The sequence below is a fragment of the Pseudonocardia sp. CA-107938 genome, from assembly GCF_050936315.1.
Classification (GTDB): domain Bacteria; phylum Actinomycetota; class Actinomycetes; order Mycobacteriales; family Pseudonocardiaceae; genus Pseudonocardia.
Genome location: NZ_JBNJNA010000002.1, coordinates 1 through 20,107, shown reverse-complemented (window position 1 = coordinate 20,107; position 20,107 = coordinate 1). Strand labels below are relative to the sequence as shown.

The window sequence follows — 20,107 nt, the reverse complement described above, 5'->3', positions numbered from 1 at the left end:
CGCATGCAATCACGGGTGACGGTCGACGGGATCGCGCGAGCGTTCGAGCAGATCGACGAGGTGTTCCTCCGCACGCCCCAGTTCCGCGCCGAGGCACTGGAACCACTGGTCGGTGCCGAGATCATCCTCAAGGTGGAGACGGCGAACCCCATCCGGTCCTTCAAGGGCCGTGGCGCGGACCTGCGGCTCGCCGGGGCCGGCCCGGGCGACGTCGTCGTCTGCGCCAGCGCAGGCAACTTCGGTCAGGGCGTCGCCTACTGCGCCCGCAAGCGCGGCGCTGCGGCGATCGTGTTCGCCTCGGACGCGGTGACCGACAGCAAGCTCGCGAGCATGCGGCTGCTCGGCGCCGACGTCCGGCTCGTCGAGGGCGACTTCGACGCCGCGAAGCTCGCCGGCATCGCGTTCGCGGCGGACGCCGGGTGGGAGTTCCTCGAGGACGGCCGCGACCCCGTGATCTCGGAGGGCGCCGGCACCATCGGGCTCGAGCTGATGCGCTCCGCCCCGTTCGACGCGGTGATCCTGCCGCTCGGCAACGGGGCGCTCGCCGCCGGCGTCGGGCGCTGGATCAAGGCGCACGACGTCGACACCGAGGTGATCGCGGTCAGCGCGGCCGGGGCTCCCGCCATGCACCGGTCGTGGCACACCGGGGAGGTCGCGGCCACCCCGACGGTCGACACCATCGCCGAGGGAACCGCGGTCCGCATCCCGATCCCGGAGGCCCTGGACGACATGGCCGACGTCGTCGACGACGTCGTGCTCGTCGACGACGCGACCATCCTGCGCGCGATGCGCGCGCTGATGGCGACGACGGGACTGCTCACCGAGCCGGCCGGCGCGCTCGGGATCGCGGCGATGCTCGCGGACCCGCGCCGCTTCGCCGGTCGCCGCATCGCCACCGTCCTGACCGGGTCGAACCTGCCGAGTGATCGCGCGGCGGGCTGGCTGTGGCCGCAGTGAGCCCAGCCAACCCGGTGGCCGGCGACGAGCGGCGCCGGCTGGTCGAGGACGTGATCCAGCGCCGGATCCTGTCCACCGAGCTCAGGCCGGGGCAGCGGGTGAACGAGAGCCGGCTCGCGGAGGAGCTGGTGGTCAGCCGGACGCCGGTCCGGGAGGCGCTGCTGCGTCTGGAGGGGCAGGGCTGGGTCCTCTTCGACCACGGCCGCGGGTTCGTGGTGACCCCACTCAGCACGGACGAGATCCGCGAGACCTACCCGATCGTTGCGCAGCTCGAGCAGCTCGCCCTGACCAGCACCGGTCCGGCGCTGCGCGGCCTCGCGCCCGTCCTGTCCGAGATCAACGGCGAGTTCGGCGCGTCGACGGACCCGGCACGGTCGCACGACCTCGACGCGCGGTTCCACCGCACGCTGGCCTCACGGTGCGGCAACGGCCGGTTGATCGCCCTGCTCGACCGGCACTGGCAGGCCCTGCACCGGTACGAGCGCTTCTACATGACCCACCCGGACGACCACCGGCGATCCGTCCGGCAGCACGACGCGATCGTCGCCGCGATCGCGTCGGGCGACGTCGCCAGTGCCGCTGACCAGCTCGTCGACAACATCATCGGCCCGATGCACGTGCTGCTGGAGCGCCTGCGGTAGCCAATTTCGTCACCCGTGGTAGTTTTTATCTGAACAGATAACACTACGGGGGGAAGTCATGGCTCGGACGTTCACGAACGAGGCGCGGCGCGCGCAGATCATGAGAGCGGCGATCGACACGATCGCCGAGGTCGGCTACGCGAAGGCGTCCTTCGCCCGGATCACCGAGCGGGCCGGGCTGAGCAGCCCGCGGATGATCTCGTACCACTTCGAGAGCAAGGACGACCTCATCCACGAGATCGTGCTGCACGTCTTCGGTGCCGGCGCGGCGTTCATCAACGAGCGGGTGTCGGCCGCGGACGGCGCCATCGGCAGGCTGCAGGCCTACCTGGAGGCCAACCTGCAGTTCCTGCGCGAGCACCCGCGCGACATCGCGGCGCTCACCGAGATCGGCCCGCACCTGCGCGACGCGGCCGGGCAGCGGTACCCGTCGGTCGGGGCGCAGGAGGTCAGCGTCCAGAGCCTGGAGAAGCTGCTCGCCGACGGGCACGTCAGCGGCGAGTTCCGCGACTTCGACGTCCGCTCGATGGCGGTGCTCATCCGCGGCGCCGTCGACGGGGCCGCCCGCCGGCTGCGCGACGAGCCGGACTTCGACTTCGACGCCTACACCCGCGAGGCCGTCGCCACGTTCACGCGGGCGGTGGCGCGGTGAAGCGACTCGGTTCGGTGCTGGTCGACGTGCTGGCGCCGCTGGCGATCTTCTACGGCCTGCGGGCGGTGGGCGTCGACCAGGTGCTGGCGCTCCTGGCCGGCGCGGCCATCCCGGTCGTGACCGGCCTGCGCGACCTGGCGGCGCGCCGGCCCATCGGCGGGGTGCAGTGGTTCGTGCTGGGGGTGATGGCCACGACCCTGGCGAGCTCCCTGATCAGCGGCAGCCCGCGGGCGCTGTTGCTGCGCAGCGCGGTGATGATGGCGGCGCTGGGCGTGTTCCTGCTGCTCAGCCTGTGGGCACGGCGGCCCTTCCTCTACACGGCGGCGATGACCGTCCTCGACGAGGACAAGCAGCGCACGTGGAGCCACAACTGGGACGCGCATCCACCGTTCCGCAGCGTCCTCCGGATGGTCAGCGGCATGTGGGCGGCGGCCTGCCTGCTCGACGCGGCCCTGCGGGCGGTGGCGGCGCTGGCGCTGCCCGTCGACGTCGTCCCGGCTGTCGACCTCGCCCTGCTGGTGGTCACCCTGGCCCTGCTGGTCGTGATCCAGCGCGTCGTCGGACGTGCGTTCCTGCGCCGGCACGGCCTGCGCCTGCACGGCGTCGAGCTCGTGCCGGTGGCGCGGTGAGCAGTGCGGTCGCGCTGGTCACCGGCGCGGCGGGCGGGATCGGCGCGGCCACCGCGCGCCGGCTGCGCACGTGCGGGATGAAGGTCGTGCTCCTCGACAACGACCTCGACCGCGGCGCAGCGCTTGCCGCCGAGCTCGACGCCCTGTTCGTGCCCACCGACGTCGCCGAACCCGAGGACAACCTGCGCGCGGTCGACGCGGCGGTGAACGCGTTCGGCCGCATCGACGTGGCCGTGCTCAACGCCGGCATCGCCGGCCGGCGCCGGCTCACCGACTTCACCGTCGACGGGTACCGCGCGACCATGCGCGTCAACCTCGACGGCGTGGTGTACGGGCTGGCGGCGTGCCTGCCGCACCTGCGCGGTGCCCCGGCAGGGGCCGCGGTCGTGGTCATGGCCAGCATCGCCGGCCTGACCGGGTCGCCGGACGTGTTCTACGCGGCGAGCAAGCACGCGCTGGTCGGGCTGGTGCGCTCGGCCGGCCCGGCGCTCGCCGACAGCGGCGTCCGCATCAACGCGCTGTGCCCCGGCCTCGTGGACACGCCGGCCCTGGCCCCGCACAAGGCCGTGCTGCAGCAGCACGGCGTGCCCTTGGCGCATCCCGACGAGGTGGCCGTCGCGGTCGAAACCGTGCTGGCCGACTGCCGCACCGGCCAGATGTGGACGGTCCAGGCCGGACAGCTGCCGGCGCGCGTTCCGTAGCCGATCACGCCGAGAAGAGCGCCTGCACCGCCGCTCGGTCCCCGTCGACGCGGAGTGCGTCGTCGACGGGGAGCACACCGGCGGCCAGGCCGAGGACCGTTGCGGGGTCGGCGTGGACGACGGCGTCGAGCGCACTGCCGTCGTGCCGACCGGCAGTGACACCGGCGGACGTCGCCTTGATCTGGATCACGGCAGCGCCGTCGACCGAGACGCCCACAGCGGCCGAGCGGGCCACCGTCCGTCCGGCGAACAGGGCGGGGAGGGCGAGGACGAGCCAGTCCGGGTCGAAGGCATCTCCCTCCGGCCCGCGCACCATCAACGGCGCGGACCAGCGGATGAGTCCCTCGACCGGCTCGCGCAGCGCCGCGCCCCACGGGGTCAGCGCGTAGCGGACGGAGTTGCCCTCGTCCGCCAGCCTGCGCTCGACGACACCCGCGGCCTCGAGGTCGCGCAGCCGGGCCGCGAGCAGGTTGGTCGCCACCCCGGGGAGCCCATCGAGCAGCTCGCGGTAGCGAGCGGGCGCCACCAGGAGCTCGCGCACGATCAAGAGGTTCCACCGGTCGCCGATGACGTCCAGGGCTCGAGCCAGGCCGCAGTAGTGGCCGTAGCTTCGGGTCATAACTTGACAATCTCAAGCTTGCGTGACTTTATCAAGTGGCCCGTGAACATGATCTCGGAAGGGACCGCATGGCCACCCCCGCTGCAACCTCCACGTCACCCGTCGCGCGGGCCGTCGCGGCACTCCGCGCTGCGGCAGAACGCGGCGACGCCGCCGCCGTCGCCGACCTCCTCGCGCCGGACGTGCTGTTCCACTCGCCGCTCTCCGCGCGGCTGCGGTTCACCGGCCGGGACGAGGTCGCGGCACTGCACGGCGACATCTTCAGCGTCCTCGACGGCCTCCGCACCGCCGAACCGTTCGTGCGCGACGACGAAGCAGTCTTCTCGTTCCGCGGCCGCGTGCGCGGGCTGGAGCTGGAAGCCATGAACCGGGTACGCGTCGACGACGACGGCCGGATCGCCGAATGCATGGTCTACGCCCGTCCGCTGCCGAGCCTCGCCGCCCTGTTCTCCGCCCTCCCACCGCGCGTGGCCACTCGCCGGCGCGGCCGCGCGACCGGACTGGCCGTGCTGGCCCTGACCCGCCCGATCGCGCTGTTCCTCCGCGTCACCGACCGGCTCGCGCCGCGGGTCATCTGACCCGGCGCACCCGGTCGTACGTCAGTAGAGGCGGTACGGCCTCGTGCCGTCGCAGCGGTGGTCGTCGGCGCTGCCGTCCCGCACGGTCTGGTGGCCGTCCGCCGCGCACTGGACTCCGAGCCCGCCTCGACCCTGGAGATGCTCACGCGCCCGGAGGCGGCCGGGAGGCCATCGCCGAGCAGCAGGCCCAGCCGGCTCCGTCGATGGACCTGCCGGACGCGTCACTGCGCACGGCACTCTTCGGCGCGATCACGGGTGTGATCATCGGCCGCCATTTGCTGGAACTCGCCTGACTACAGAGCTCGTCCGACAACCCGTGCACGAGGATTCGCGTCACGCCACGAGCAGCAGCCGCACGATCCTTCCGAAATTCCACGGCGCGGTCGGGAAATGATCGACGACCTTTCGCCGACCGCCCCGGTTCCCGCCGATGCGGCGGCGCACCAGGACCGCGGTGGTGGCTACCGCAGCGGTCGAGGCCAGTGCCACCAGGAGGCCGGCACCAGGTCGTTCGTACCGCGTCACGGCCCGGCCGACCTCGCCGACCACGACCCCGATGGTGATGGCTGTGCCCACGTCGGAGACGGTCATCGGTCCTCCAGTGCATTCGCGACGGATCCCCCGGAGGGGGTACCCGGACCGAGCGAAATCAACGCGCTGAGCCATTCAGCGGCAAGCGACGCGGCATACGGACCATTGAGTTCGACGGCGGTTACGGGATCAGCTCAAGATTCATTCCTCGTCGGTGATCGAATCAAGAACGAGGTGTAGTGCCACCCATTGCGGGGTAAGCACGGGGAATGCAGATCGGTTCCAGCATCGGATTGATCCTCACCGTGGTCGGCGCGATCGGGCTCTCCGTCAAGCTCGCGGTGATGGGGTGGACCCGGTCGGTCGACGCGCGCGAGCAGCCCCTGCTGTCGGCCCGGGATCCGCGCCGCTGACCCGGCGCTGGATGCCGATCTGCTGCCGCGACGGCGCGGCACGTCGATGGGAGGTGCGGGATGGGTGTGGTCGGCGGTCTTTCCGCAGTGGTGTCCGGTCTGCTGCACGCGGTGATCGGGATACCGCTGGCGCTCCTGCGCGGTGTGCTCGCGCTGGTGTTCGCGCTGCTGGGCACGGTCCTCCTGGTCGTCGCCGGGGTCCTGTGCGTCACGGTGCTGCTGCTGCCGCTCGGCATCCCGCTGGGCGCGTTCGCCCTGTCGCTCTACGCGAAGGCCGCCCAGCTCATGGTGCCCGGCGGCTCCGGAGTGGAGCGGTCCCTCCGCGCACGCGGGGACGCGCTGCGCGCCCGACGGCGCCTCGCGGGGTAGCGACGATGCGGGCAGTACGGGGCGCGGCCGCCGTATTGCTGCTCGTCCTCGCGACGGTGCTGGCCGTGCTCGCCGTGGTGCTGTCCCTGACCCTCGTGCTGCTCCCGGTCGGCCTGCTTGTCGGCTACGCGGCGGCGCGGCTGTTCAAGCTCGCCACGAAGCTCCTGCTGCCCCGCGCGGCCGACGTCCGACGCGGGGTGCGGAAGGGCCTGCGCCTGAAAGAGGCGCGCGCCGCCACCGAGCACATGGCGAAGACCGCGAAGCGCGCCCTGCGACGGCGACGTCGGCCTCGGATCGGCACCGGCTGGCTGCCCGGAACACGATGACCCCGGGCAGCGGAGACTCGAGCGTGGAGCGGGCGACGGGAATCGAACCCGCGTAGCCAGTCCGGAAGGGATGGGCCTCGACGCGATCCGGGCCTTCTACCAGCATCGACAGCTGATCGTGACGTACTCGGCCGTCTATGCCGTCCGGGACACGCCCGAGTTTGCCCCACCTGTGATCCCACGGGCCGCCCAGAGCGTCATCGCCGGCAGGCACAGCCAAGGCTGTAGGTCGGTGCGACCCCGCCCGGGCCGCCGACCTGCAGAACGTCCCCGCCGGTACGCCGGTGGCCTCCACATCGCGCCGCAAACACCCGGCGCCGCCCGTCACCCCTGTCGAGGACGTCGGCCCGGCCTGCCGCTCGGGCGCTTCCGGCGACGGTTGCTCACCTCTGCCGAACGCGAGGGAAGGGTTGGCCCCGGTTCGCGGTAGGGGTCGCCCCGTGGTCGGCCGGGGTGACGGGCGCCGACACTCGGTAGCACCGCCGACGCGTCACCGGGACTTGGCGGCTCCTACCGCAGGGAGACGTCATGTCATCGCCCAGCTCCACCCGGACCGCAGGCATCCCGCCCTCCCGAAACCGTGGACGTGTGCCCCTCCGGCGTGTTCGGCGGATCGTGCTCGTCGTGCTGGGTGCGCTCGTCGTGCTGATCGGGTCAGGAGCGATCTACCAGGTGGCGGCCACGGCAGTCGATCAACAGGACCATCCGGCCCGAGGTCGGCTGGTCGACGTCGGCGGACATCGACTGCACCTGTACTGCACCGGCCCGACGGACACGGGCAATCCCACCGTCGTCCTGGAAGGAGGACTCGGCGCCACCGTGCCGGCCTGGGCGTGGGTGCAGGCCGGGATCGCCCGAACCGCGCGGGTCTGCGCCTACGACCGCGCGGGAACAGGATGGAGCGATCCCGGCACCGATCCACCCGATGCCCACCACATCGCCGGGGCCTTGCACGCCCTCCTCCACCAGGCCGACGTCGCCGGTCCCTACGTCCTCGTAGGCTGGTCGATCGGCGGTCTGTACGTCCGGGAGTACGCCGACGAGTTCCCCGCGGACGTCGCCGGTGTGGTCCTGCTCGACAGCTCGTCTACGGAACAGTGCACCAGCACGCCGTCGGCTGCCGCGCAGTGCGACTCGACCTCAGGCCTGTTCGCCGTCATGCCGGCATTGGCGAGGATCGGTGTCATGCGGGTGCTGGGAAGCCTTCAAGCTGCTACCGGCCTACCGGAGCCGGAGAACTCCGACATGCGTGCCGCCGCCTCCGCCACCAAGGATCTGGACACCCGAGCCGCCGAGCTCCGTGCCGCGCCGGCGACGTACGCGCAGGTGCGCGACGCCGCACTGCCGTCCGGTGTGCCGTTGTCCGTGGTAACCGCCACCGATCACGAGACCGCGCCAGACCTGGAGCGACTGTGGACGGGTTGGCAGAACGACATGGCGGCCTTGTCGTCGAACCGCGTTCATCGCGTCGTCGCCGGAGCCAGTCACGTCTCACTCGTCCTCGACGAGGAGGATGCCCGGCTGAGCGTGGCAGCCGTCCTGGAGGTGGTCGCGGCAGTGCGCAGCGGTCAGCCGCTGGGGCCGTGACAGGGACCGCCACGTAGTACGAGATCAGGCGGAGCGGACAGCCGCCCCGACTTCGGGCACCGGGAACGTCGTGGCGTTGCGCCGCCTCCCGCTCGAGCACCACGGCATGCGGCCCCGTCTGGACCGACCAGACCACGCGGGTGCAGCTGCCCGACCCCATCTGCGCGGGACCGACCCCGAGCCGTCTGCGCTGCTCGCGCCTTCAGCGCGGCGCTCGTCCCCGCCGAACCCGGGCTGCTGCGGGCGCTTCAGGACGGGGGCACCGCACGGCCGAAGAGGTCCCGAAGCAGCGTCGCGGTCACCCATGCCGCCCACTCGTGCTCGGCCCAGCCACTCTCGATCACCAGGGACCGGTAGAGCGGCGGACCGAGCAGGACGAACAGCAGGTCGACGGCGTGGGCGTAGCTCAGTCCCGGCCGCAGCGGGGCGGTGCGCTCCAGTAGTGTGACCAGCTTCCCGAAGCTGTCGCGACGGAGCTGCTCCCCGCGGCGGAAGACCGCACCGGCGGGGTCGGCCGAGACGGACTCGAACACCGGCAACATCGGCGCCACCCGGGCGAGGATCCCCGCCGCACCCGTCACCAAGGTCGCGACGGCATCGTCGATGGCCGGCGCGGCGATCGCTGCGGTGTACCAGGGCTGGTGCTCGGGCGGCTGACCGTCCTCGCCCAACACCGTGCGGTCGTGCACCGCCTGGAGCAGGCTGTCCTTGGTGCGGAAACTGAAGTAGGTGGTCTGGACCGCGACGCCGGCCCGGTCGGCGATGTCCTGCATCGTCGTCGCCCGGTAGCCGTGCTCACACCACAGCGCGTACGCCGCGTCGAGAATCCGCGTCCGCGTCTGCGCGCTCTTCTCCCGCCGCGCATCCCTCTTGACAGCCTTCACCCGCTGAATTCTACTAGTGGCTCTCACTAGTGATTACCTCTAGCGAGAGCCACTAGTCGCGGAGCGGCGAGGAGCCGACATGACCACAACCGAGCCGTTCGCGATCGAAGCCCCTGCACTGCAGGACCGGCCGTGGCGGATCCTCGCTGGGGGCGACCGCACCGGCGGCGCGGTCGCGTTCGGAGCCGCCGACGTGCCGCCTCACGGCCCCGGGCCGGGCCGGCACGTGCACACCCACGAGGACGAGGCCGTCTACGTGATCTCCGGGGTGCTCAGCTTCTGCGTCGGTGACCGCCGCTTCGATGCCGGCCCGCGCACGCTGGTGTGGATGCCCCGGCAGGTGCCTCACGTGTTCGCCAACCTCTCCGATGAGCCGGTTCGCACGTTCGGCGTGATCACCCCCTCCGGGTTGGAGGGCATGTTCGCCGAGCAGGAGGCCTATTTCGCCGCCCTGACCGGGGAGCCCGACATCGCGGCGCTGCGCGCGCTCTCCGCGCGTTATGGCGTGCTGCCGGTCGAGGGCCCGCCGCTGTTGCCGATCCCGCGTACTTGACAAGGACCCGCGTCGACCGCGCTGCACCAGGCACAGGCCGAGCCGCGGGCACGGGCGGTCCACCAGGACGGCTGGCGTACGCACCAGGTCCAACGCGCGACGAACTGGCGGACGTCATCGGCGCGATTCTGCCCGCCGCGTGACCGGGCGACGATCATGGCCGGCGACGTCGGGTGCGGTGCTGCGCCCGTTCCACCCGCCCGCTCACCACGAGCGCGTCGCCGCCGCGCCACCTCGAACAGCAGTCGACGACCGTGGCCAGGTGAAGATTCGTAGGCGCGGTAATTGTCGAGTATTTGGTGCACCGGCGAACTGGTCGAGGTACGTCGCCAGCAGCTCGTCGACCGTCGCGCTCGTCCGGGGAGCTCGATGTCGGGCGATCTCGGCCACGAATCGCACCCGTATCGCTTCGGCCTCGTCCTCAGCCACTCGGCAAGGACTCGACGGAGCCTTGACCCGTGATCATCCCGCACGCGGTCGCCCTGCGATGGCGGGGAGCGAAAAACTCCTGGTCAGGCGTTGGAGCGGGCGACGGGAATCGAACCCGCGTAGCCAGTTTGGAAGACTGGGGCTCTACCATTGAGCTACGCCCGCGCGCCCCACCGGAGCGGGACTTCCCCAGCCTAGCCGACGCGGCTCCCCCGCCTCGACGCGGTTACGCCTGACCACGGCGATCGGGGTGTGGGGCCACGCTAGACTGCCGGGGACGGGGTGTGGCGCAGCTTGGTAGCGCACTCGCTTTGGGAGCGAGGGGCCGTGGGTTCAAATCCCGCCACCCCGACCAGGTCAGGGCCATGATCGACGATCTGCAGAGGCCTCGACCAGACCGGATGTAGCAGTTGTGTAGCAACGAGCCCATCACAGGTCCCACTCGATCTTGTCGAGCGCTTCGCGCATCGCGTCGAGGTTGGTGTGGGCGTAGATGCCCATCGTGACGTCGAGGTCGGCGTGTCGGGCGATTGCCTGCACGACGTGCGGCGGTGTACCCAGGGACAACAGCAGGCTGACGACGGTGTGCCGAAAGTCGTGGAGTCGGACGTTGGGAAGACCGGCGCGGGTGCGGATGCCGTCGAACTGGCGGTTCACGGCGCGAGGTTCCAACGGGGTTCCCACGGTCGTGGTGAAGACGAGATCGTGCGGTTGCCAGATCTCCCCCGCTTCGGCGCGTTCGACATCTTGGCGGTCGCGGTGCGCCAGGAGAGCTTCCTTGGTGACCTTCGGCAACGGAATCAGCGCGTCGGAGGCCTCCGACTTGGTCTCCCCGATCAGTAGCCGGCCATCGACCCGCTGCACGGTCTGCCTGATCTGAAGGGTGGCGGCGTCGAAGTCGATGTCGGACCAGCGCAGTCCCAGCAACTCACCGCGACGGAGCCCGAGCGTTGCCGCCACTACGTAGAGGGCGTGCAGTCTGGTGGACTTGCTCTCGGTAAGGAGCTTCTTGACCTCTGGTACTTGCAGCCCCTTCCCCACCTTGTAGCGCGGGGTCGGGATCTGGACGAGCTTCGCCACGTTGCGCATCACCAGCTCGTCGCGCATGGCGTTACTCAGCGCGTTCCGCAACACGGCGTGGATGAACTGGATCTGTCGCATCGACGGATGCTTGCCGCAGCAGCGGCCTGCCGAGCAGCACTGCTCGTCCACGGGTCGATGCCGGTCGTAGCCGTTCATGCAGCAGAGGCACTTCTTGCGTGTTGCCGCGATGAACTGTCGGACGTCGGCGCCGGTCAGCTTGTCGAGCTTCTTGGCTCCCAGCAGCGGGATGATGTGCAGACGTGCTGCGCTCTCGTAGCCGCGCCACGTCGTCAGGCGCTTCGTCTCTTTGACCCGCGTGAGCCACTGTCCGATGTAGTCGCCGACGGTGATGGCGCGATCGGGGATGACCACGCCGTTGGCGGCGTCGCCCTTCAACTTGTCCAACTTCTGTCGGACTTCGTCGAAGCTGCGTCCGTACACCGGGCGGCGCTTCGTGGTGCCGATCGTCGTGTAGACGTAGGCGCTGCCGACCCATAGACCGTCCGAGGATCGCTGGTAGATCGACCCTTCGCCGTTGGCGCGACGTCGCGGCCCTTTCGCTCGGCGCTCGTTCATCAGGCCACGTCCAGCAAGCGCGCAACGTACGCATCAATGGCGGAGCGCGGGACGCGACGAAGCCCGCCGATCTTCACCGACTGCAGCTCCTTCCTCCTGATCAGATCGAAGACTTTCCAGCGGCTGATCCGAAGCAGGTCGGCAGCCTCCTCGACGGTGTGCAAGATCGTGGCCATTGGTCTCTCCTTCGTGGGGTTCAGGCTGATGTGGTCGTGCGTTCCTGCTTGACGAGGGCGCGGTACTCGCGGGCCCTGGCGGCGGCCGAGGCGGCGAGTTGGGCGTCAGCGGTGGAGTTCCAACCGATCCCGGCCAGGGTGAGGTCGGCGACAACCAAGGTCGTGTCGTCGACGTCGTGGCCCTGGTCGCGCTGCCACTGCTGCTGGGTGGTGCGCCGCCAAATCCGGCGGGCGGCCCGGAGTTCCCGGTGGGTCGTGGAGTAGCGGCGGCTCTTGGTGGCGAAGTGGCCGCCGAAGCCGAGCATGTGTGTCCAGCGGCGGAGCCGGCCCCAGGTGTCGTGCCAGTCCCGGCGTAGCTGGTCGCGTTCGTCATCGGTGGCGCCGAGCGGGACAAGGTCCTCGGGTGGGGTGCCGAGTTGAAAGGCGTAGGCGACCAGCCGGCCGAGGTGGGTGCGGGCGTCGCTGTAGTGCTCGGCAGCCTCTGCGGTCATCCGCCCGGTAGTGGGGAGCCCGGTGGGTTCGGTGGCCTTGGTGGCGTACTTGGCCAGGTAGGCCGCGACAGCCTCGGAGGTGATCTCTCCGTCGGCGAGGCCGGCTACGGGGCGGATATCGATCTGGGGTCCCCAGGTAATCGGCCAGGAGTGGCCAGTGTCGAGGTAGTCGGGGGTGCGGAACGCGGTGGTGGAGGCGGCGCCGGCGACGAGCTCGGCGAGATCCACAGGGGTGATGTCCTCGGGTGGCGGGAGTATCGCATCCGGGTCCTGCAAGGGTCCGCGCTTCGGGTCGGTGTTCGGTCGGGTGTCGAGGCGGATGAGCGCGTGGAAGTGGACGACGCCGCGGCGTTGATACTCGGCGACCTTGCCGTAGGAGACCCGCAGGCGGATGCCGTGGGCGTGCTCGTAGGGGCGGAGGTCGCGGCCGAGTCGGATCATGGTGCGGCGCCACAGTTCCCCGGCCCAGGCGTTCCAGACGACATGTGCGGCGTGGTCGTAGCAGTCCAGGCAGATCGGCCGACCGAGGCACGATGCGTTGTCGGTGTGGCGTTGGGTGCAGGTCAGCAGCTTCCCGTGCGGGCAGGGTCGAGCGTCGCGGCGGATGCGGCAGGGGCGAACCTTGCCGGTCTTGGTGTTGACCACGCGGGTGTGCACCGGTCCGAAGCTGGGTGCAGTGAAGGTGGCGAAGACGGCCGGGTGGCCGGCGACGGATTCCGGGACGCCTTTGCCGCCGACCAGGCCGGAGCGGATGAGTTGGTAGGTATCGGCGCGGTAGGTCTCGGCACAGGGTGGGCAGACGGAGGCACGTCGGTCGCCGCAGGGGACGTAGAGGACGCCATCGGGCATGTCGGTGGCCGTGTGGCGGGTTCCGAGGATCTCGCCCGTCGTCGTGTCCACGGTGTGCAGGGACCCGGTGAGTCGGACGGGTCGGACGCACCCGCGGGTGTTCGCGGTGTGGGAGATCCACCGGTGGTGATCAGGGTGTGAGGCCTTGTGCACCACCCGGGCGCGGTGGTCGATGAGCGGGTTGAACGTGGCGCGGTGCGCGGCGGGTGGTGCGGCAGGCATCAGGAATTTCCTCCTCTCGAAGCTCGGGGTTCGGGCATCGGATGAAGAGCCGGCTACCAGGGGATGGGCGGGAACCAGGTGCCGAAGTAGGCGCGGGCGATGGCCTCTGCTCGGGCGAGCACGGTGGCGACGTCGGCCGGGGTGCGTCCGGTGGTCCAGGAGGTGAGGTCTCCGCGGGCTCCGGTGTCGAAGCGCATGAACGCGTCGATCGCGGTGAACGGGTCGACCTGGCGGATGTCGAGGGTGTCACCGAAGCGGGTGAGGTGGCCGGCGAGGACGAACACGATCTGGCGGGCGGTTAGCTCGTAGCCGGCGGCCTTGAGAAACACGGATTCGCCGCGGGCGTTGACGTTGACGCCGATCGTGGTGCCGGGCTCGAGGTGGACCGTGCTGCCGGTGCTCGTGGTGCCGGTGGCCGGGTGGTCGAGGGTGGCGGTCATGGTGATCTGTCTCCTTGCAGTGGTTGGTGGTTGGCGGTCACCCAGCACCCCCGGAAGCTGTGTTCCGGCCGGGGGTGAGGGTCACGGTCAACAACCAGGGGTTGCGGGTCCGGGACGGGTGGGCTCGTCAGCGACGGGCAAGGAATGGAGGTCGGCGGTGTCGAGGTGGTCGCAGCCGGGCCGGTGGCAGAACCGGAACAGGCCGCACCCGAACAGCGCGTGGTCGGGGATTCGTCCCTGGCAGTAGCAGGGATGCCAGTCCGACAGCTGGTGCCCGTGGGTGCCGCATTCGCGGATCGCGGTGCAGCGCGGGCAGTGGATGAGCCCGTCTTCAGTGACGGTCCAGCCGTCGGCGGCAACGTGGTCGAGGGCTTCGTCCGGGGTGTCGAAGTGGACGATGTAGCCGGCGTCGCCGTCGGTGTCGCAGACGTAGTTGCAGGTGTCGCAGGTCAGGACGTAGCAGCGGTGGGATTCGATGCTCATGGCGTCTCCTGCTGGTCGTTCCGCTGGTAGGTGATCGGGTCGGCGGGGCGGTAGCCGGTGGCCGTCATGACCGGGCAGAGCGGTAGTCCGTCCCGGTGGGAGTGAGGGGGCGGTGGTCCCCATGCCGGAACCCATGCCGATGGCGGCCGCACATGGGCGGATTCGTGGCATTCCGGGCAGATCAGTTCTCCCTCTTCGTGGCCGTAGAGGCAGTCCGGGCAGTCAAAACCATCACGAGGCCGTTCATCGATGTCGACGATCATTGCGGTGTCTCCACTTCGAAGAGGGCGTTCTGGTTTTGGCAGCAGTCGCAGAAACGGTCACCGCTCTCAGTGATGGGCATGGTTTGGCGGCAGCCTTCGCACGTTCGGCGGTGGTTGGTGCGACAGGTTGGGCAGTACGGGAGCCCGGAGTCGTCCTTGATGAATGCGGTGTCGCAATCGGTGCAGCGACGGATACCGGCGGCGCGTGATTTCCGTCCGGTGGTGACGAGGTGCAGGTTGTGGGCCAGGTGCTCATCGGGATGGGCGGGTCGGGGCGTCGGGATGGTCATGACTGCTCCCGATCGCGAGTGCCCCAGCGTTGGTGTGCTGCTTGGCGGGTGATGCCGAGCCGGTCGGCGATCTCTGCCCAGGAGTAGCCGGCGGCACGCAGGCCGGTGACGGCGTGGTTGAGGGCGTGGTCGACGTCGTCGGCGAGTTGGGCCAGGGCGGCGAGTCCTTCGATGTCGCCGTGGGCGATGCGGCGGCCCTGAGCGGCCACGATGCGGCGGGTGAAGGCGGCGTAGTCGTCGTTCTCCACCCGTGGTCGGTAGCGGCGTTTCGGTGTCAAGGCGCGGTTGACGGTCGGGGCGCTCACGACTCGGCCCCGGTGTGCGCGGTCCGGAGCGTGGCCTCCGGGGTCTCCTGGACGTCCTCAGCGTCGTCCTGGACGGCGGTGTCCCCGGGTGGGATGTGGGGGTGTCGATCCACAGACGGGGCGATCAATGCGGCGATGCCGGCCAGGAAGGCGATGAGCCCGAGGGCGGCGAAACCGGCCAAGGTTCCCCAGAATTTGAACTCCTCGCTGGTTTGGGCCATCCAATGGCAGACCCCGAGGGCGAGTAGAGCGGCAACGGCGAGTCCGGTGGCGCGGATGTTCATGGCATACCTCTCCCATGGTTGGAATTGCAGGAATTTCTTGCGAATTGGTGAAACGCGAGTGCCGGCTATGCGGCGGGCGGGGTGTTCCGCAAAGCCATAGCGGCCGCGATGACCAGTTGAATGTGGTCGTCGGTCAGATAGGCGGCCTTGAACCGGCGGGGCATGCCGCCTTCGGCGAGCAGGAATCCGACGCCGATGTCTTCGGGGCGGATGTCCTTGGCGGAGAACCCTTCACCGGCCCACCCCTGGGACAGGATGATGTCCGAGGAGGAATCGGTGGTGCAGCGGAACGCGGCACGGAACCCGAACAGGTCCCGCAGGCTGGTCGGGACGATGTCAGCGGACGGGCGCTGAGTGGCAGCAATGACGATGATGCCGGCCGCACGTCCCCGGGCGACCAGGTCGCGGACAAGGGTGCGGAATTCCTCTTGCTGGTCCTTGGTGCCGGTGGTGACCGAGTACCAGGCCAGTTCGTCGATGACGCACAGGATGGAGTCCAGGCCGTCGGTGGCGACGATCTTGCGTCGCTTGACAGCGTCGAGTTGGAGGTAGCGGATCTGCATCTCCGCCTGGAGCTCGCGCAGGCGCTGCAGGGCTTCGCAGATGTCGTTGCCGACGAACACGTCAGCGACCGGGCGCCACAGGCCCATTTCGACGATCTTGCCGTCGAACAGCCACAGCTTCGTGTCATGGCACAAGGCAGCGTGGGCAATGATGGTGTTGAGCAGGCTGGACTTGCCCGAGCCAGGCTCTCCCCCGGTGAGCAGGTTGCGGTACATCAGGGTGACCTCGACCGGCAGGCCGTTCTCGTCGATGCCGAACTCGATCGGGTCGTAGATGGAGCGGGGCGCAAGCACCCCCGGTCGGTTCTGACGGCGGTAGCGCCGTCGCTGTGCGCGGTTCATCAGCGTTCCTCGGTGTCGTGTGTGTCGTGGTGTGCTCCGTGCTGGTGTTGGGCCGTGCTGGATGACGAAGGAGCAGCGCGGGCGGGATCACCGGTTGTCGGTGCCGTGGGTGCTCGCGCTGATCCGTCGCTGGGTGGTGCTGGTGGACGGGCCGACGAGGGTCGTGCCGGTGGATCAGATGTAGTCGGTGACGTCCATGCCTCCGAAGCCGCTGATCGGCGGTTCGGTGGGCTTGTCCGGCGTGCTGGTGTCCTTCTGGCCGGCAGTTGGACCAGAGATAGACGGCCGCGGTGAGGTCGTCCCGGTCGGTTCCACCACGGGTGGGGCGACCTTCGGGATGATGATGGTGCCGCGGTCGGGCAGCGGCCGGATGGTGCGATCTCCCCTGTCAGTGCTGGTGTCGGGGCTGGTCTCGCGCTCGATCGTCGGGCCGGGCACGGGTCCTACGGAGAGGTCGCTGATCAGGACTGGTGTGAGTGGGCGGGATGCGGCCAGCGGGTCGCGGCGGACGACCTCGATCACGGCCATCGCGGCTTGTGCCCTCGATGGGATGATGCGGACCTCGCGGGCCCAGCAGGCGGTGGCGAACTCGTCGGTCATGCGGTCGAGGTCGTTGACGGACATGCCGGCAGGAAGCCACACTCGGACCCGTTCCCCCACGGGGGACGGTCGTGACCACAGCAGCAGCGGCAAGCGTCCGTTGCGGGTCATGGTCCGCAGTCGAGAGCCCGTCAGGGCGGCGCGGATACGGTGTCGGCTGATGCCGCACCACATGCGATCCAGCAGGTACCCGCGCGAGGCCGGGACGATCGCGAGCACACCCCCGGCGACGATCATGATGATCAGGGTGGTGTCGGAACCCCACGCGGGATCCACGGGTGTGAGCCCGGTGGCCGGGTCGGCCGGTCGGGGTGTTCCCCACGAGGTGGCCAGGCGCTGCAAGGCCAGGTAGGTGCCGATGAGGACGGCGGCCACGAACAGTTCCGCGCGGAGGCGGACGAGCACCCCCAGGGTTCGGAAGAACCAGTGCTGGTGTGGTGCAGCGAACAGGTCCAACCCAGCGAACATGCTGTGCGGTTGACGACCGTTGCGGCCCGAGCTGCGGGCCGATCGTGCGCTACGAGTTCCAGACGAACGTGCCATGATGGAGGAGTCCTTCCACTCTCTGACAGTGGTTGCGGCAGACAGAGGCGGACGCGGGACCGCATAAACGGTCGGCAAACCAAGCCGGTCCCGTGTCCACCCCTGCTCGTGCAGATCAGGTCAGATCACGTGCTGATCAGTACTGATCGGTCGGCCAATACCGCGGGTCGGCGTCGACCGTTGGCAGCGCCATGCGGTAGTTCACGGCGGCCTTCAACATCTCCAGGTGCATGCTGGCGATCTCGATGCACTCGGTCGCGTCGACCAGGTGCCCGTAGCGAACGCTGTTTGCGGCGTCGCGGTCTGCGTGCCGAGCGAGGTACATGAAGTGCCCCGCCTGCGTGATGGACTCATAAACGATGTCGCCCATCGAGCGCTCGACTGTCGTGCGAACCTTGTCCGTGCTGGCGTCTGGCCGGTACGGGGTGTAGTCCTCAGTGCTCGACTTCGTGGTCTTGGTTGTCTTGGTGGTCTGCTGCGGAATGCGTGCGGCAGATCCATTGGTGGCGTTGGTGTCGGTGGACATGTGTCAATTTCTCCTTGACGGTGAATCGACGATGGGTTGAGGGTTGGTCAGTTGGGCGTCGGCGCGGGCTTGCCGGCGGCCACAGGGACTACAGAGTTGGCGCGGAAGGCCACTCGGACGTTGCCGTTCTGAACCCATGGCATCGCCTGAAGCCGATCGACTCGAACGGACTGACCCCGGGTCACCTTGGGTGGATCAGCGATCGCGACGGTGACCAGAATCGTTTCCGTGTCGTCCTCGGTCCAGGCGACGAGCTTGACGGCATACAGCGGCAGGTTCGTGCCACCCTGCTTGTCCCGGCGGTGAACGCGGTCCTTGTCCAGACGCGGCTCGAACGGGCCGCCAATCTGAAACTCGGTACCAGAAGTGTCGATGATGAGATCCATGACTGCGTGTGCTCCCTGGTGGATCAACTTGCAGGTTGTGCTCAACCGGTTGGTTGTGCCCCTACAAGGTCCCGCGGTGCGGCACGGACGGTCCATTCACACTTGCAAACGTTTTGGTGTTTATGGCTGTGTTTACGACCAGGTTCATGCACACTGGAACCACGACCGCACCACGGCAGGGGGACCGGGAAGATGGCCTCAGCTCTGCAGGACGCTCGGAACAACCGGGGCTGGACGTTGGATCAAGCTGCGGGGAAGCTGCTGAAGTTGGCCGCGACTCGGGGGACTCGACTTAGCGCCACACAGGCCAGCCTTCGACAGATGATCTCGGACATGGAGCGCGGCAAGCGCAAGCCGGGGCACTACCGGCCGTGGCTGTGCGACCTGTACGGCAAGACGGCAGCAGAGCTCGGGATCGAGGACCCGGCGCCAACGACGTCAGCAGAGCCGTTGCCTGAGCTGGACACCCTCATCGGTCGGGCGACATCGGTGGATCTCACGTCCGTCGCTGCCTTCCAGCAACAGGTCGACGCCTTCCGCCTGCTCGACAGGCAGTTGGGCTCCCCTACCGTCGTCGATCCAACGTCCCAGCTGGTCACGACTATCAACGACCTGATGGTCCATGTGATCGACGGACGGACCCGTTCAGCATTGGCGGCCGTGCTGTCAGATGCCGCAGCGTTGAACGCGTGGCAGCTACTCAACGGCGGTGAGCCCCAGAAAGCGTGGCGTCTCCACGCCCTTGCACGCACTGCCGGTATGGAGTCTGGCGAGATCAACCTACTGACCCACGCGATCGGCGAGCAGGTCTACGACTTGATCGACATCGATCGGACTGCGGACGCCCTTACGCTTGCACAGGCGGCACGTGCTGAGGGTGGAACGAAGGTGAGCCCTGTCCTTCGCGCCTGGCTGCACGCTGTTGAGGCGGAGGCCTACGCCAACGTAGGCGACGATCACGCATGCCGGAAGCAATTGGAACTCGCCGAGTCCGTGTTACCCGACGACCCCGACGTTGAGGAAACCCCATACATCTCGCTGAACCGGTGGCATCTCGATCGATGGCGCGGAAACGTATTGTCGAAGTTGGGTGACAGCGCCGCACTTGAATCCTTGCTGACGGCTGTCGAGTCCACCCCAGCGGCATTTGTTCGAGCGGCTTCGTCATTGCACTGCGACATTGCCCAGTCCTACGCCGCCAGGGGCGAAAACGTACTCTCGATGCGACATGTCACGAAAGCGCGAACGCTGGCACGCCAGACTGGTTCGATCCGTCAGCTACGACGGATTGAGACGGTCAGTCGACGATTGGCGTAGCGTCGACACCACTATCTAGCGCCAACAATTGCAGCAGGGCGATGAGCGTTCCAGCGCCGAGGGCTTGGCCTGTGGCGATGAGTCGGGGGAGTTCATCCCGAGGGACCCAGACAAGCTCGCCGGCTTCCTCGGCGTCGGTGGGCTCTCCGACCTGCGCGAACTTGCGCCACAGGTAGATGTCCGTTTGAGACAGAACCATGCCCGGTATGGGTTGGAAGCTCGCGAGATGCTGCGGATCGCCCTCGGGCTTCCAACCGCTCTCCTCGACCGCTTCACGTGCCGCAGCCACACTTGGTTCCTCGCCCGGTTCGACAAGGCCCCCGAGCAGCTCATAGCCAGTCTTGTCAACCACCCACCGATGCCGTCGAAGCATCAGGACCGAGCCCGATCCGTCGACCAGTACGGCGATAGCGATTGGCTTCATATGTACAACGTGGTGATCGAATCTCTGACCATCAGGCGTTTCAATATCAACGACCGTGAGTCGGATCCATTCGCT

Annotated in this window: 30 protein-coding genes and 2 tRNA genes; 14 read left to right on the top strand and 18 right to left on the bottom strand. The window is 68.8% G+C overall.

Going from position 1 to position 20,107, the window contains the following annotated elements; all coding sequences use genetic code 11:
• The first annotated feature begins 3 nt into the window (after positions 1-3).
• From ACQEVB_RS32880 to ACQEVB_RS32860, 5 genes are read left to right on the top strand one after another with little or no spacing between them, the layout of a single operon-like run.
• Complete coding sequence (locus tag ACQEVB_RS32880; RefSeq protein WP_432980870.1) at positions 4-957, top strand: threonine ammonia-lyase; 954 nt, start codon at positions 4-6, stop codon at positions 955-957.
• Positions 954-1,598, top strand: a complete 645-nt coding sequence (locus ACQEVB_RS32875; RefSeq protein ID WP_432980867.1) for a GntR family transcriptional regulator — start codon at positions 954-956, stop codon at positions 1,596-1,598. The genes ACQEVB_RS32880 and ACQEVB_RS32875 overlap by 4 nt, the downstream gene beginning before the upstream one ends.
• Before the next feature lie 58 nt (positions 1,599-1,656).
• Positions 1,657-2,250: a TetR/AcrR family transcriptional regulator gene (locus ACQEVB_RS32870; protein ID WP_432980864.1), complete on the top strand. Its 594-nt coding sequence runs from the start codon at positions 1,657-1,659 to the stop codon at positions 2,248-2,250.
• Entirely contained in the window at positions 2,247-2,879 is a 633-nt protein-coding gene (locus ACQEVB_RS32865; RefSeq protein WP_432980861.1) for a VC0807 family protein, read from the top strand. The genes ACQEVB_RS32870 and ACQEVB_RS32865 overlap by 4 nt, the downstream gene beginning before the upstream one ends.
• Positions 2,876-3,580 (top strand): SDR family NAD(P)-dependent oxidoreductase, encoded by a 705-nt coding sequence (locus tag ACQEVB_RS32860; RefSeq protein ID WP_432980858.1) that lies wholly within the window; start codon positions 2,876-2,878, stop codon positions 3,578-3,580. The genes ACQEVB_RS32865 and ACQEVB_RS32860 overlap by 4 nt, the downstream gene beginning before the upstream one ends.
• A 4-nt stretch (positions 3,581-3,584) precedes the next feature.
• On the opposite strand, the gene ACQEVB_RS32855 is transcribed toward ACQEVB_RS32860, so the two are convergent.
• Positions 3,585-4,199, bottom strand: a complete 615-nt coding sequence (locus tag ACQEVB_RS32855) for a winged helix-turn-helix transcriptional regulator (protein ID WP_432980855.1) — start codon at positions 4,197-4,199, stop codon at positions 3,585-3,587.
• Positions 4,200-4,267: 68 nt separating this feature from the next.
• On the opposite strand from ACQEVB_RS32855, the gene ACQEVB_RS32850 reads away from it, so the two are divergent.
• A complete protein-coding gene (locus ACQEVB_RS32850) occupies positions 4,268-4,777 on the top strand; it encodes a nuclear transport factor 2 family protein (protein WP_432980852.1) in 510 nt (169 codons plus the stop codon).
• A 333-nt stretch (positions 4,778-5,110) separates the two neighbouring features.
• On the opposite strand, the gene ACQEVB_RS32845 is transcribed toward ACQEVB_RS32850, so the two are convergent.
• A complete protein-coding gene (locus ACQEVB_RS32845) occupies positions 5,111-5,368 on the bottom strand; it encodes a hypothetical protein (RefSeq protein ID WP_432980849.1) in 258 nt (85 codons plus the stop codon).
• Between the two features lie 209 nt (positions 5,369-5,577).
• On the opposite strand from ACQEVB_RS32845, the gene ACQEVB_RS32840 reads away from it, so the two are divergent.
• The 4 genes from ACQEVB_RS32840 (at position 5,578) to ACQEVB_RS32825 (ending at position 8,003) form a co-directional block, all read left to right on the top strand.
• A complete protein-coding gene (locus tag ACQEVB_RS32840) occupies positions 5,578-5,721 on the top strand; it encodes a hypothetical protein (protein ID WP_432980846.1) in 144 nt (47 codons plus the stop codon).
• A gap of 60 nt (positions 5,722-5,781) precedes the next feature.
• Entirely contained in the window at positions 5,782-6,090 is a 309-nt protein-coding gene (locus ACQEVB_RS32835) for a hypothetical protein (protein WP_432980843.1), read from the top strand.
• 5 nt (positions 6,091-6,095) lie between these two features.
• Positions 6,096-6,416 carry a hypothetical protein gene (locus ACQEVB_RS32830; RefSeq protein ID WP_432980840.1) on the top strand — a complete coding sequence of 107 codons (321 nt, stop codon included), beginning with the start codon at positions 6,096-6,098 and terminating at the stop codon, positions 6,414-6,416.
• Positions 6,417-6,944: 528 nt separating this feature from the next.
• Positions 6,945-8,003 (top strand): alpha/beta fold hydrolase, encoded by a 1,059-nt coding sequence (locus ACQEVB_RS32825; protein WP_432980837.1) that lies wholly within the window; start codon positions 6,945-6,947, stop codon positions 8,001-8,003.
• A gap of 248 nt (positions 8,004-8,251) precedes the next feature.
• Here the strand turns inward: ACQEVB_RS32825 and ACQEVB_RS32820 are convergent, their stop codons facing one another.
• On the bottom strand, positions 8,252-8,887 hold the full coding sequence (locus ACQEVB_RS32820; RefSeq protein ID WP_432980834.1) for a TetR/AcrR family transcriptional regulator: 636 nt from the start codon (positions 8,885-8,887) through the stop codon (positions 8,252-8,254).
• A 79-nt stretch (positions 8,888-8,966) separates the two neighbouring features.
• On the opposite strand from ACQEVB_RS32820, the gene ACQEVB_RS32815 reads away from it, so the two are divergent.
• Positions 8,967-9,440 (top strand): cupin domain-containing protein, encoded by a 474-nt coding sequence (locus tag ACQEVB_RS32815; protein WP_432980831.1) that lies wholly within the window; start codon positions 8,967-8,969, stop codon positions 9,438-9,440.
• A gap of 520 nt (positions 9,441-9,960) precedes the next feature.
• Here the strand turns inward: ACQEVB_RS32815 and ACQEVB_RS32810 are convergent.
• Positions 9,961-10,034 (bottom strand) — tRNA-Gly (locus tag ACQEVB_RS32810).
• Between the two features lie 113 nt (positions 10,035-10,147).
• Here ACQEVB_RS32810 and ACQEVB_RS32805 point away from each other — a divergent pair.
• A tRNA-Pro gene (locus ACQEVB_RS32805) sits at positions 10,148-10,224 on the top strand.
• Positions 10,225-10,298: 74 nt separating this feature from the next.
• On the opposite strand, the gene ACQEVB_RS32800 is transcribed toward ACQEVB_RS32805, so the two are convergent.
• The 10 genes from ACQEVB_RS32800 to ACQEVB_RS32755 form a co-directional block, all read right to left on the bottom strand.
• A complete protein-coding gene (locus ACQEVB_RS32800; protein ID WP_432980828.1) occupies positions 10,299-11,528 on the bottom strand; it encodes a tyrosine-type recombinase/integrase in 1,230 nt (409 codons plus the stop codon).
• Positions 11,528-11,704 (bottom strand): helix-turn-helix domain-containing protein, encoded by a 177-nt coding sequence (locus ACQEVB_RS32795; protein ID WP_432980825.1) that lies wholly within the window; start codon positions 11,702-11,704, stop codon positions 11,528-11,530. Before ACQEVB_RS32795 ends, ACQEVB_RS32800 begins: the two co-directional genes overlap by 1 nt.
• Before the next feature lie 20 nt (positions 11,705-11,724).
• Positions 11,725-13,197 (bottom strand): replication initiator, encoded by a 1,473-nt coding sequence (locus ACQEVB_RS32790; protein ID WP_432985408.1) that lies wholly within the window; start codon positions 13,195-13,197, stop codon positions 11,725-11,727.
• Between the two features lie 122 nt (positions 13,198-13,319).
• Positions 13,320-13,706, bottom strand: coding sequence for a hypothetical protein (locus ACQEVB_RS32785; protein ID WP_432980822.1), 387 nt, complete (start codon positions 13,704-13,706; stop codon positions 13,320-13,322).
• An 87-nt stretch (positions 13,707-13,793) separates the two neighbouring features.
• A complete protein-coding gene (locus ACQEVB_RS32780) occupies positions 13,794-14,189 on the bottom strand; it encodes a hypothetical protein (RefSeq protein ID WP_432980820.1) in 396 nt (131 codons plus the stop codon).
• A complete protein-coding gene (locus ACQEVB_RS32775) occupies positions 14,186-14,452 on the bottom strand; it encodes a hypothetical protein (protein ID WP_432980817.1) in 267 nt (88 codons plus the stop codon). Before ACQEVB_RS32775 ends, ACQEVB_RS32780 begins: the two co-directional genes overlap by 4 nt.
• Positions 14,449-14,742, bottom strand: a complete 294-nt coding sequence (locus tag ACQEVB_RS32770; RefSeq protein ID WP_432980814.1) for a hypothetical protein — start codon at positions 14,740-14,742, stop codon at positions 14,449-14,451. Before ACQEVB_RS32770 ends, ACQEVB_RS32775 begins: the two co-directional genes overlap by 4 nt.
• Positions 14,739-14,990: a hypothetical protein gene (locus ACQEVB_RS32765; protein ID WP_432980811.1), complete on the bottom strand. Its 252-nt coding sequence runs from the start codon at positions 14,988-14,990 to the stop codon at positions 14,739-14,741. Before ACQEVB_RS32765 ends, ACQEVB_RS32770 begins: the two co-directional genes overlap by 4 nt.
• 53 nt (positions 14,991-15,043) lie before the next feature.
• Positions 15,044-15,331, bottom strand: coding sequence for a hypothetical protein (locus tag ACQEVB_RS32760; RefSeq protein WP_432980808.1), 288 nt, complete (start codon positions 15,329-15,331; stop codon positions 15,044-15,046).
• A gap of 65 nt (positions 15,332-15,396) precedes the next feature.
• Positions 15,397-16,236, bottom strand: a complete 840-nt coding sequence (locus tag ACQEVB_RS32755; protein ID WP_432980805.1) for an FtsK/SpoIIIE domain-containing protein — start codon at positions 16,234-16,236, stop codon at positions 15,397-15,399.
• Between the two features lie 61 nt (positions 16,237-16,297).
• Between ACQEVB_RS32755 and ACQEVB_RS32750 the strand changes: the two genes are divergently transcribed.
• Positions 16,298-16,420: a hypothetical protein gene (locus ACQEVB_RS32750; protein WP_432980802.1), complete on the top strand. Its 123-nt coding sequence runs from the start codon at positions 16,298-16,300 to the stop codon at positions 16,418-16,420.
• Here ACQEVB_RS32750 and ACQEVB_RS32745 read toward each other — a convergent pair.
• The 3 genes from ACQEVB_RS32745 to ACQEVB_RS32735 form a co-directional block, all read right to left on the bottom strand.
• The gene (locus tag ACQEVB_RS32745; RefSeq protein WP_432980800.1) at positions 16,411-17,073 is read right to left on the bottom strand and encodes a hypothetical protein; all 663 of its coding nucleotides are present in this window, start codon (positions 17,071-17,073) and stop codon (positions 16,411-16,413) included. The two genes, ACQEVB_RS32750 and ACQEVB_RS32745, sit on opposite strands and share 10 nt — an antisense overlap.
• A gap of 442 nt (positions 17,074-17,515) precedes the next feature.
• Positions 17,516-17,905, bottom strand: a complete 390-nt coding sequence (locus ACQEVB_RS32740) for a hypothetical protein (RefSeq protein WP_432980797.1) — start codon at positions 17,903-17,905, stop codon at positions 17,516-17,518.
• Positions 17,906-17,952: 47 nt separating this feature from the next.
• Positions 17,953-18,291, bottom strand: coding sequence for a hypothetical protein (locus ACQEVB_RS32735; RefSeq protein ID WP_432980794.1), 339 nt, complete (start codon positions 18,289-18,291; stop codon positions 17,953-17,955).
• Between the two features lie 321 nt (positions 18,292-18,612).
• Between ACQEVB_RS32735 and ACQEVB_RS32730 the strand changes: the two genes are divergently transcribed.
• The gene (locus ACQEVB_RS32730; RefSeq protein WP_432980791.1) at positions 18,613-19,608 is read left to right on the top strand and encodes a hypothetical protein; all 996 of its coding nucleotides are present in this window, start codon (positions 18,613-18,615) and stop codon (positions 19,606-19,608) included.
• Here ACQEVB_RS32730 and ACQEVB_RS32725 read toward each other — a convergent pair.
• Positions 19,589-20,107 (bottom strand): NUDIX hydrolase (locus tag ACQEVB_RS32725; RefSeq protein ID WP_432980788.1); only part of this gene is annotated, 519 nt, incomplete at its 5' end. The genes ACQEVB_RS32730 and ACQEVB_RS32725 overlap by 20 nt on opposite strands.

Coding starts and splice junctions, on each gene's coding strand:
- ACQEVB_RS32880 (WP_432980870.1), top strand. CDS start 4: ATGCAATCACGGGTGACGGTCGACGGGATCGCGCGAGCGTTCGAGCAG.
- ACQEVB_RS32870 (WP_432980864.1), top strand. CDS start 1,657: ATGGCTCGGACGTTCACGAACGAGGCGCGGCGCGCGCAGATCATGAGA.
- ACQEVB_RS32855 (WP_432980855.1), bottom strand. CDS start 4,199: ATGACCCGAAGCTACGGCCACTACTGCGGCCTGGCTCGAGCCCTGGAC.
- ACQEVB_RS32850 (WP_432980852.1), top strand. CDS start 4,268: ATGGCCACCCCCGCTGCAACCTCCACGTCACCCGTCGCGCGGGCCGTC.
- ACQEVB_RS32845 (WP_432980849.1), bottom strand. CDS start 5,368: ATGACCGTCTCCGACGTGGGCACAGCCATCACCATCGGGGTCGTGGTC.
- ACQEVB_RS32840 (WP_432980846.1), top strand. CDS start 5,578: ATGCAGATCGGTTCCAGCATCGGATTGATCCTCACCGTGGTCGGCGCG.
- ACQEVB_RS32835 (WP_432980843.1), top strand. CDS start 5,782: ATGGGTGTGGTCGGCGGTCTTTCCGCAGTGGTGTCCGGTCTGCTGCAC.
- ACQEVB_RS32830 (WP_432980840.1), top strand. CDS start 6,096: ATGCGGGCAGTACGGGGCGCGGCCGCCGTATTGCTGCTCGTCCTCGCG.
- ACQEVB_RS32825 (WP_432980837.1), top strand. CDS start 6,945: ATGTCATCGCCCAGCTCCACCCGGACCGCAGGCATCCCGCCCTCCCGA.
- ACQEVB_RS32815 (WP_432980831.1), top strand. CDS start 8,967: ATGACCACAACCGAGCCGTTCGCGATCGAAGCCCCTGCACTGCAGGAC.
- ACQEVB_RS32800 (WP_432980828.1), bottom strand. CDS start 11,528: ATGAACGAGCGCCGAGCGAAAGGGCCGCGACGTCGCGCCAACGGCGAA.
- ACQEVB_RS32795 (WP_432980825.1), bottom strand. CDS start 11,704: ATGGCCACGATCTTGCACACCGTCGAGGAGGCTGCCGACCTGCTTCGG.
- ACQEVB_RS32785 (WP_432980822.1), bottom strand. CDS start 13,706: ATGACCGCCACCCTCGACCACCCGGCCACCGGCACCACGAGCACCGGC.
- ACQEVB_RS32780 (WP_432980820.1), bottom strand. CDS start 14,189: ATGAGCATCGAATCCCACCGCTGCTACGTCCTGACCTGCGACACCTGC.
- ACQEVB_RS32775 (WP_432980817.1), bottom strand. CDS start 14,452: ATGATCGTCGACATCGATGAACGGCCTCGTGATGGTTTTGACTGCCCG.
- ACQEVB_RS32770 (WP_432980814.1), bottom strand. CDS start 14,742: ATGACCATCCCGACGCCCCGACCCGCCCATCCCGATGAGCACCTGGCC.
- ACQEVB_RS32760 (WP_432980808.1), bottom strand. CDS start 15,331: ATGAACATCCGCGCCACCGGACTCGCCGTTGCCGCTCTACTCGCCCTC.
- ACQEVB_RS32755 (WP_432980805.1), bottom strand. CDS start 16,236: ATGAACCGCGCACAGCGACGGCGCTACCGCCGTCAGAACCGACCGGGG.
- ACQEVB_RS32750 (WP_432980802.1), top strand. CDS start 16,298: ATGACGAAGGAGCAGCGCGGGCGGGATCACCGGTTGTCGGTGCCGTGG.
- ACQEVB_RS32745 (WP_432980800.1), bottom strand. CDS start 17,073: ATGATCGTCGCCGGGGGTGTGCTCGCGATCGTCCCGGCCTCGCGCGGG.
- ACQEVB_RS32740 (WP_432980797.1), bottom strand. CDS start 17,905: ATGTCCACCGACACCAACGCCACCAATGGATCTGCCGCACGCATTCCG.
- ACQEVB_RS32735 (WP_432980794.1), bottom strand. CDS start 18,291: ATGGATCTCATCATCGACACTTCTGGTACCGAGTTTCAGATTGGCGGC.
- ACQEVB_RS32730 (WP_432980791.1), top strand. CDS start 18,613: ATGATCTCGGACATGGAGCGCGGCAAGCGCAAGCCGGGGCACTACCGG.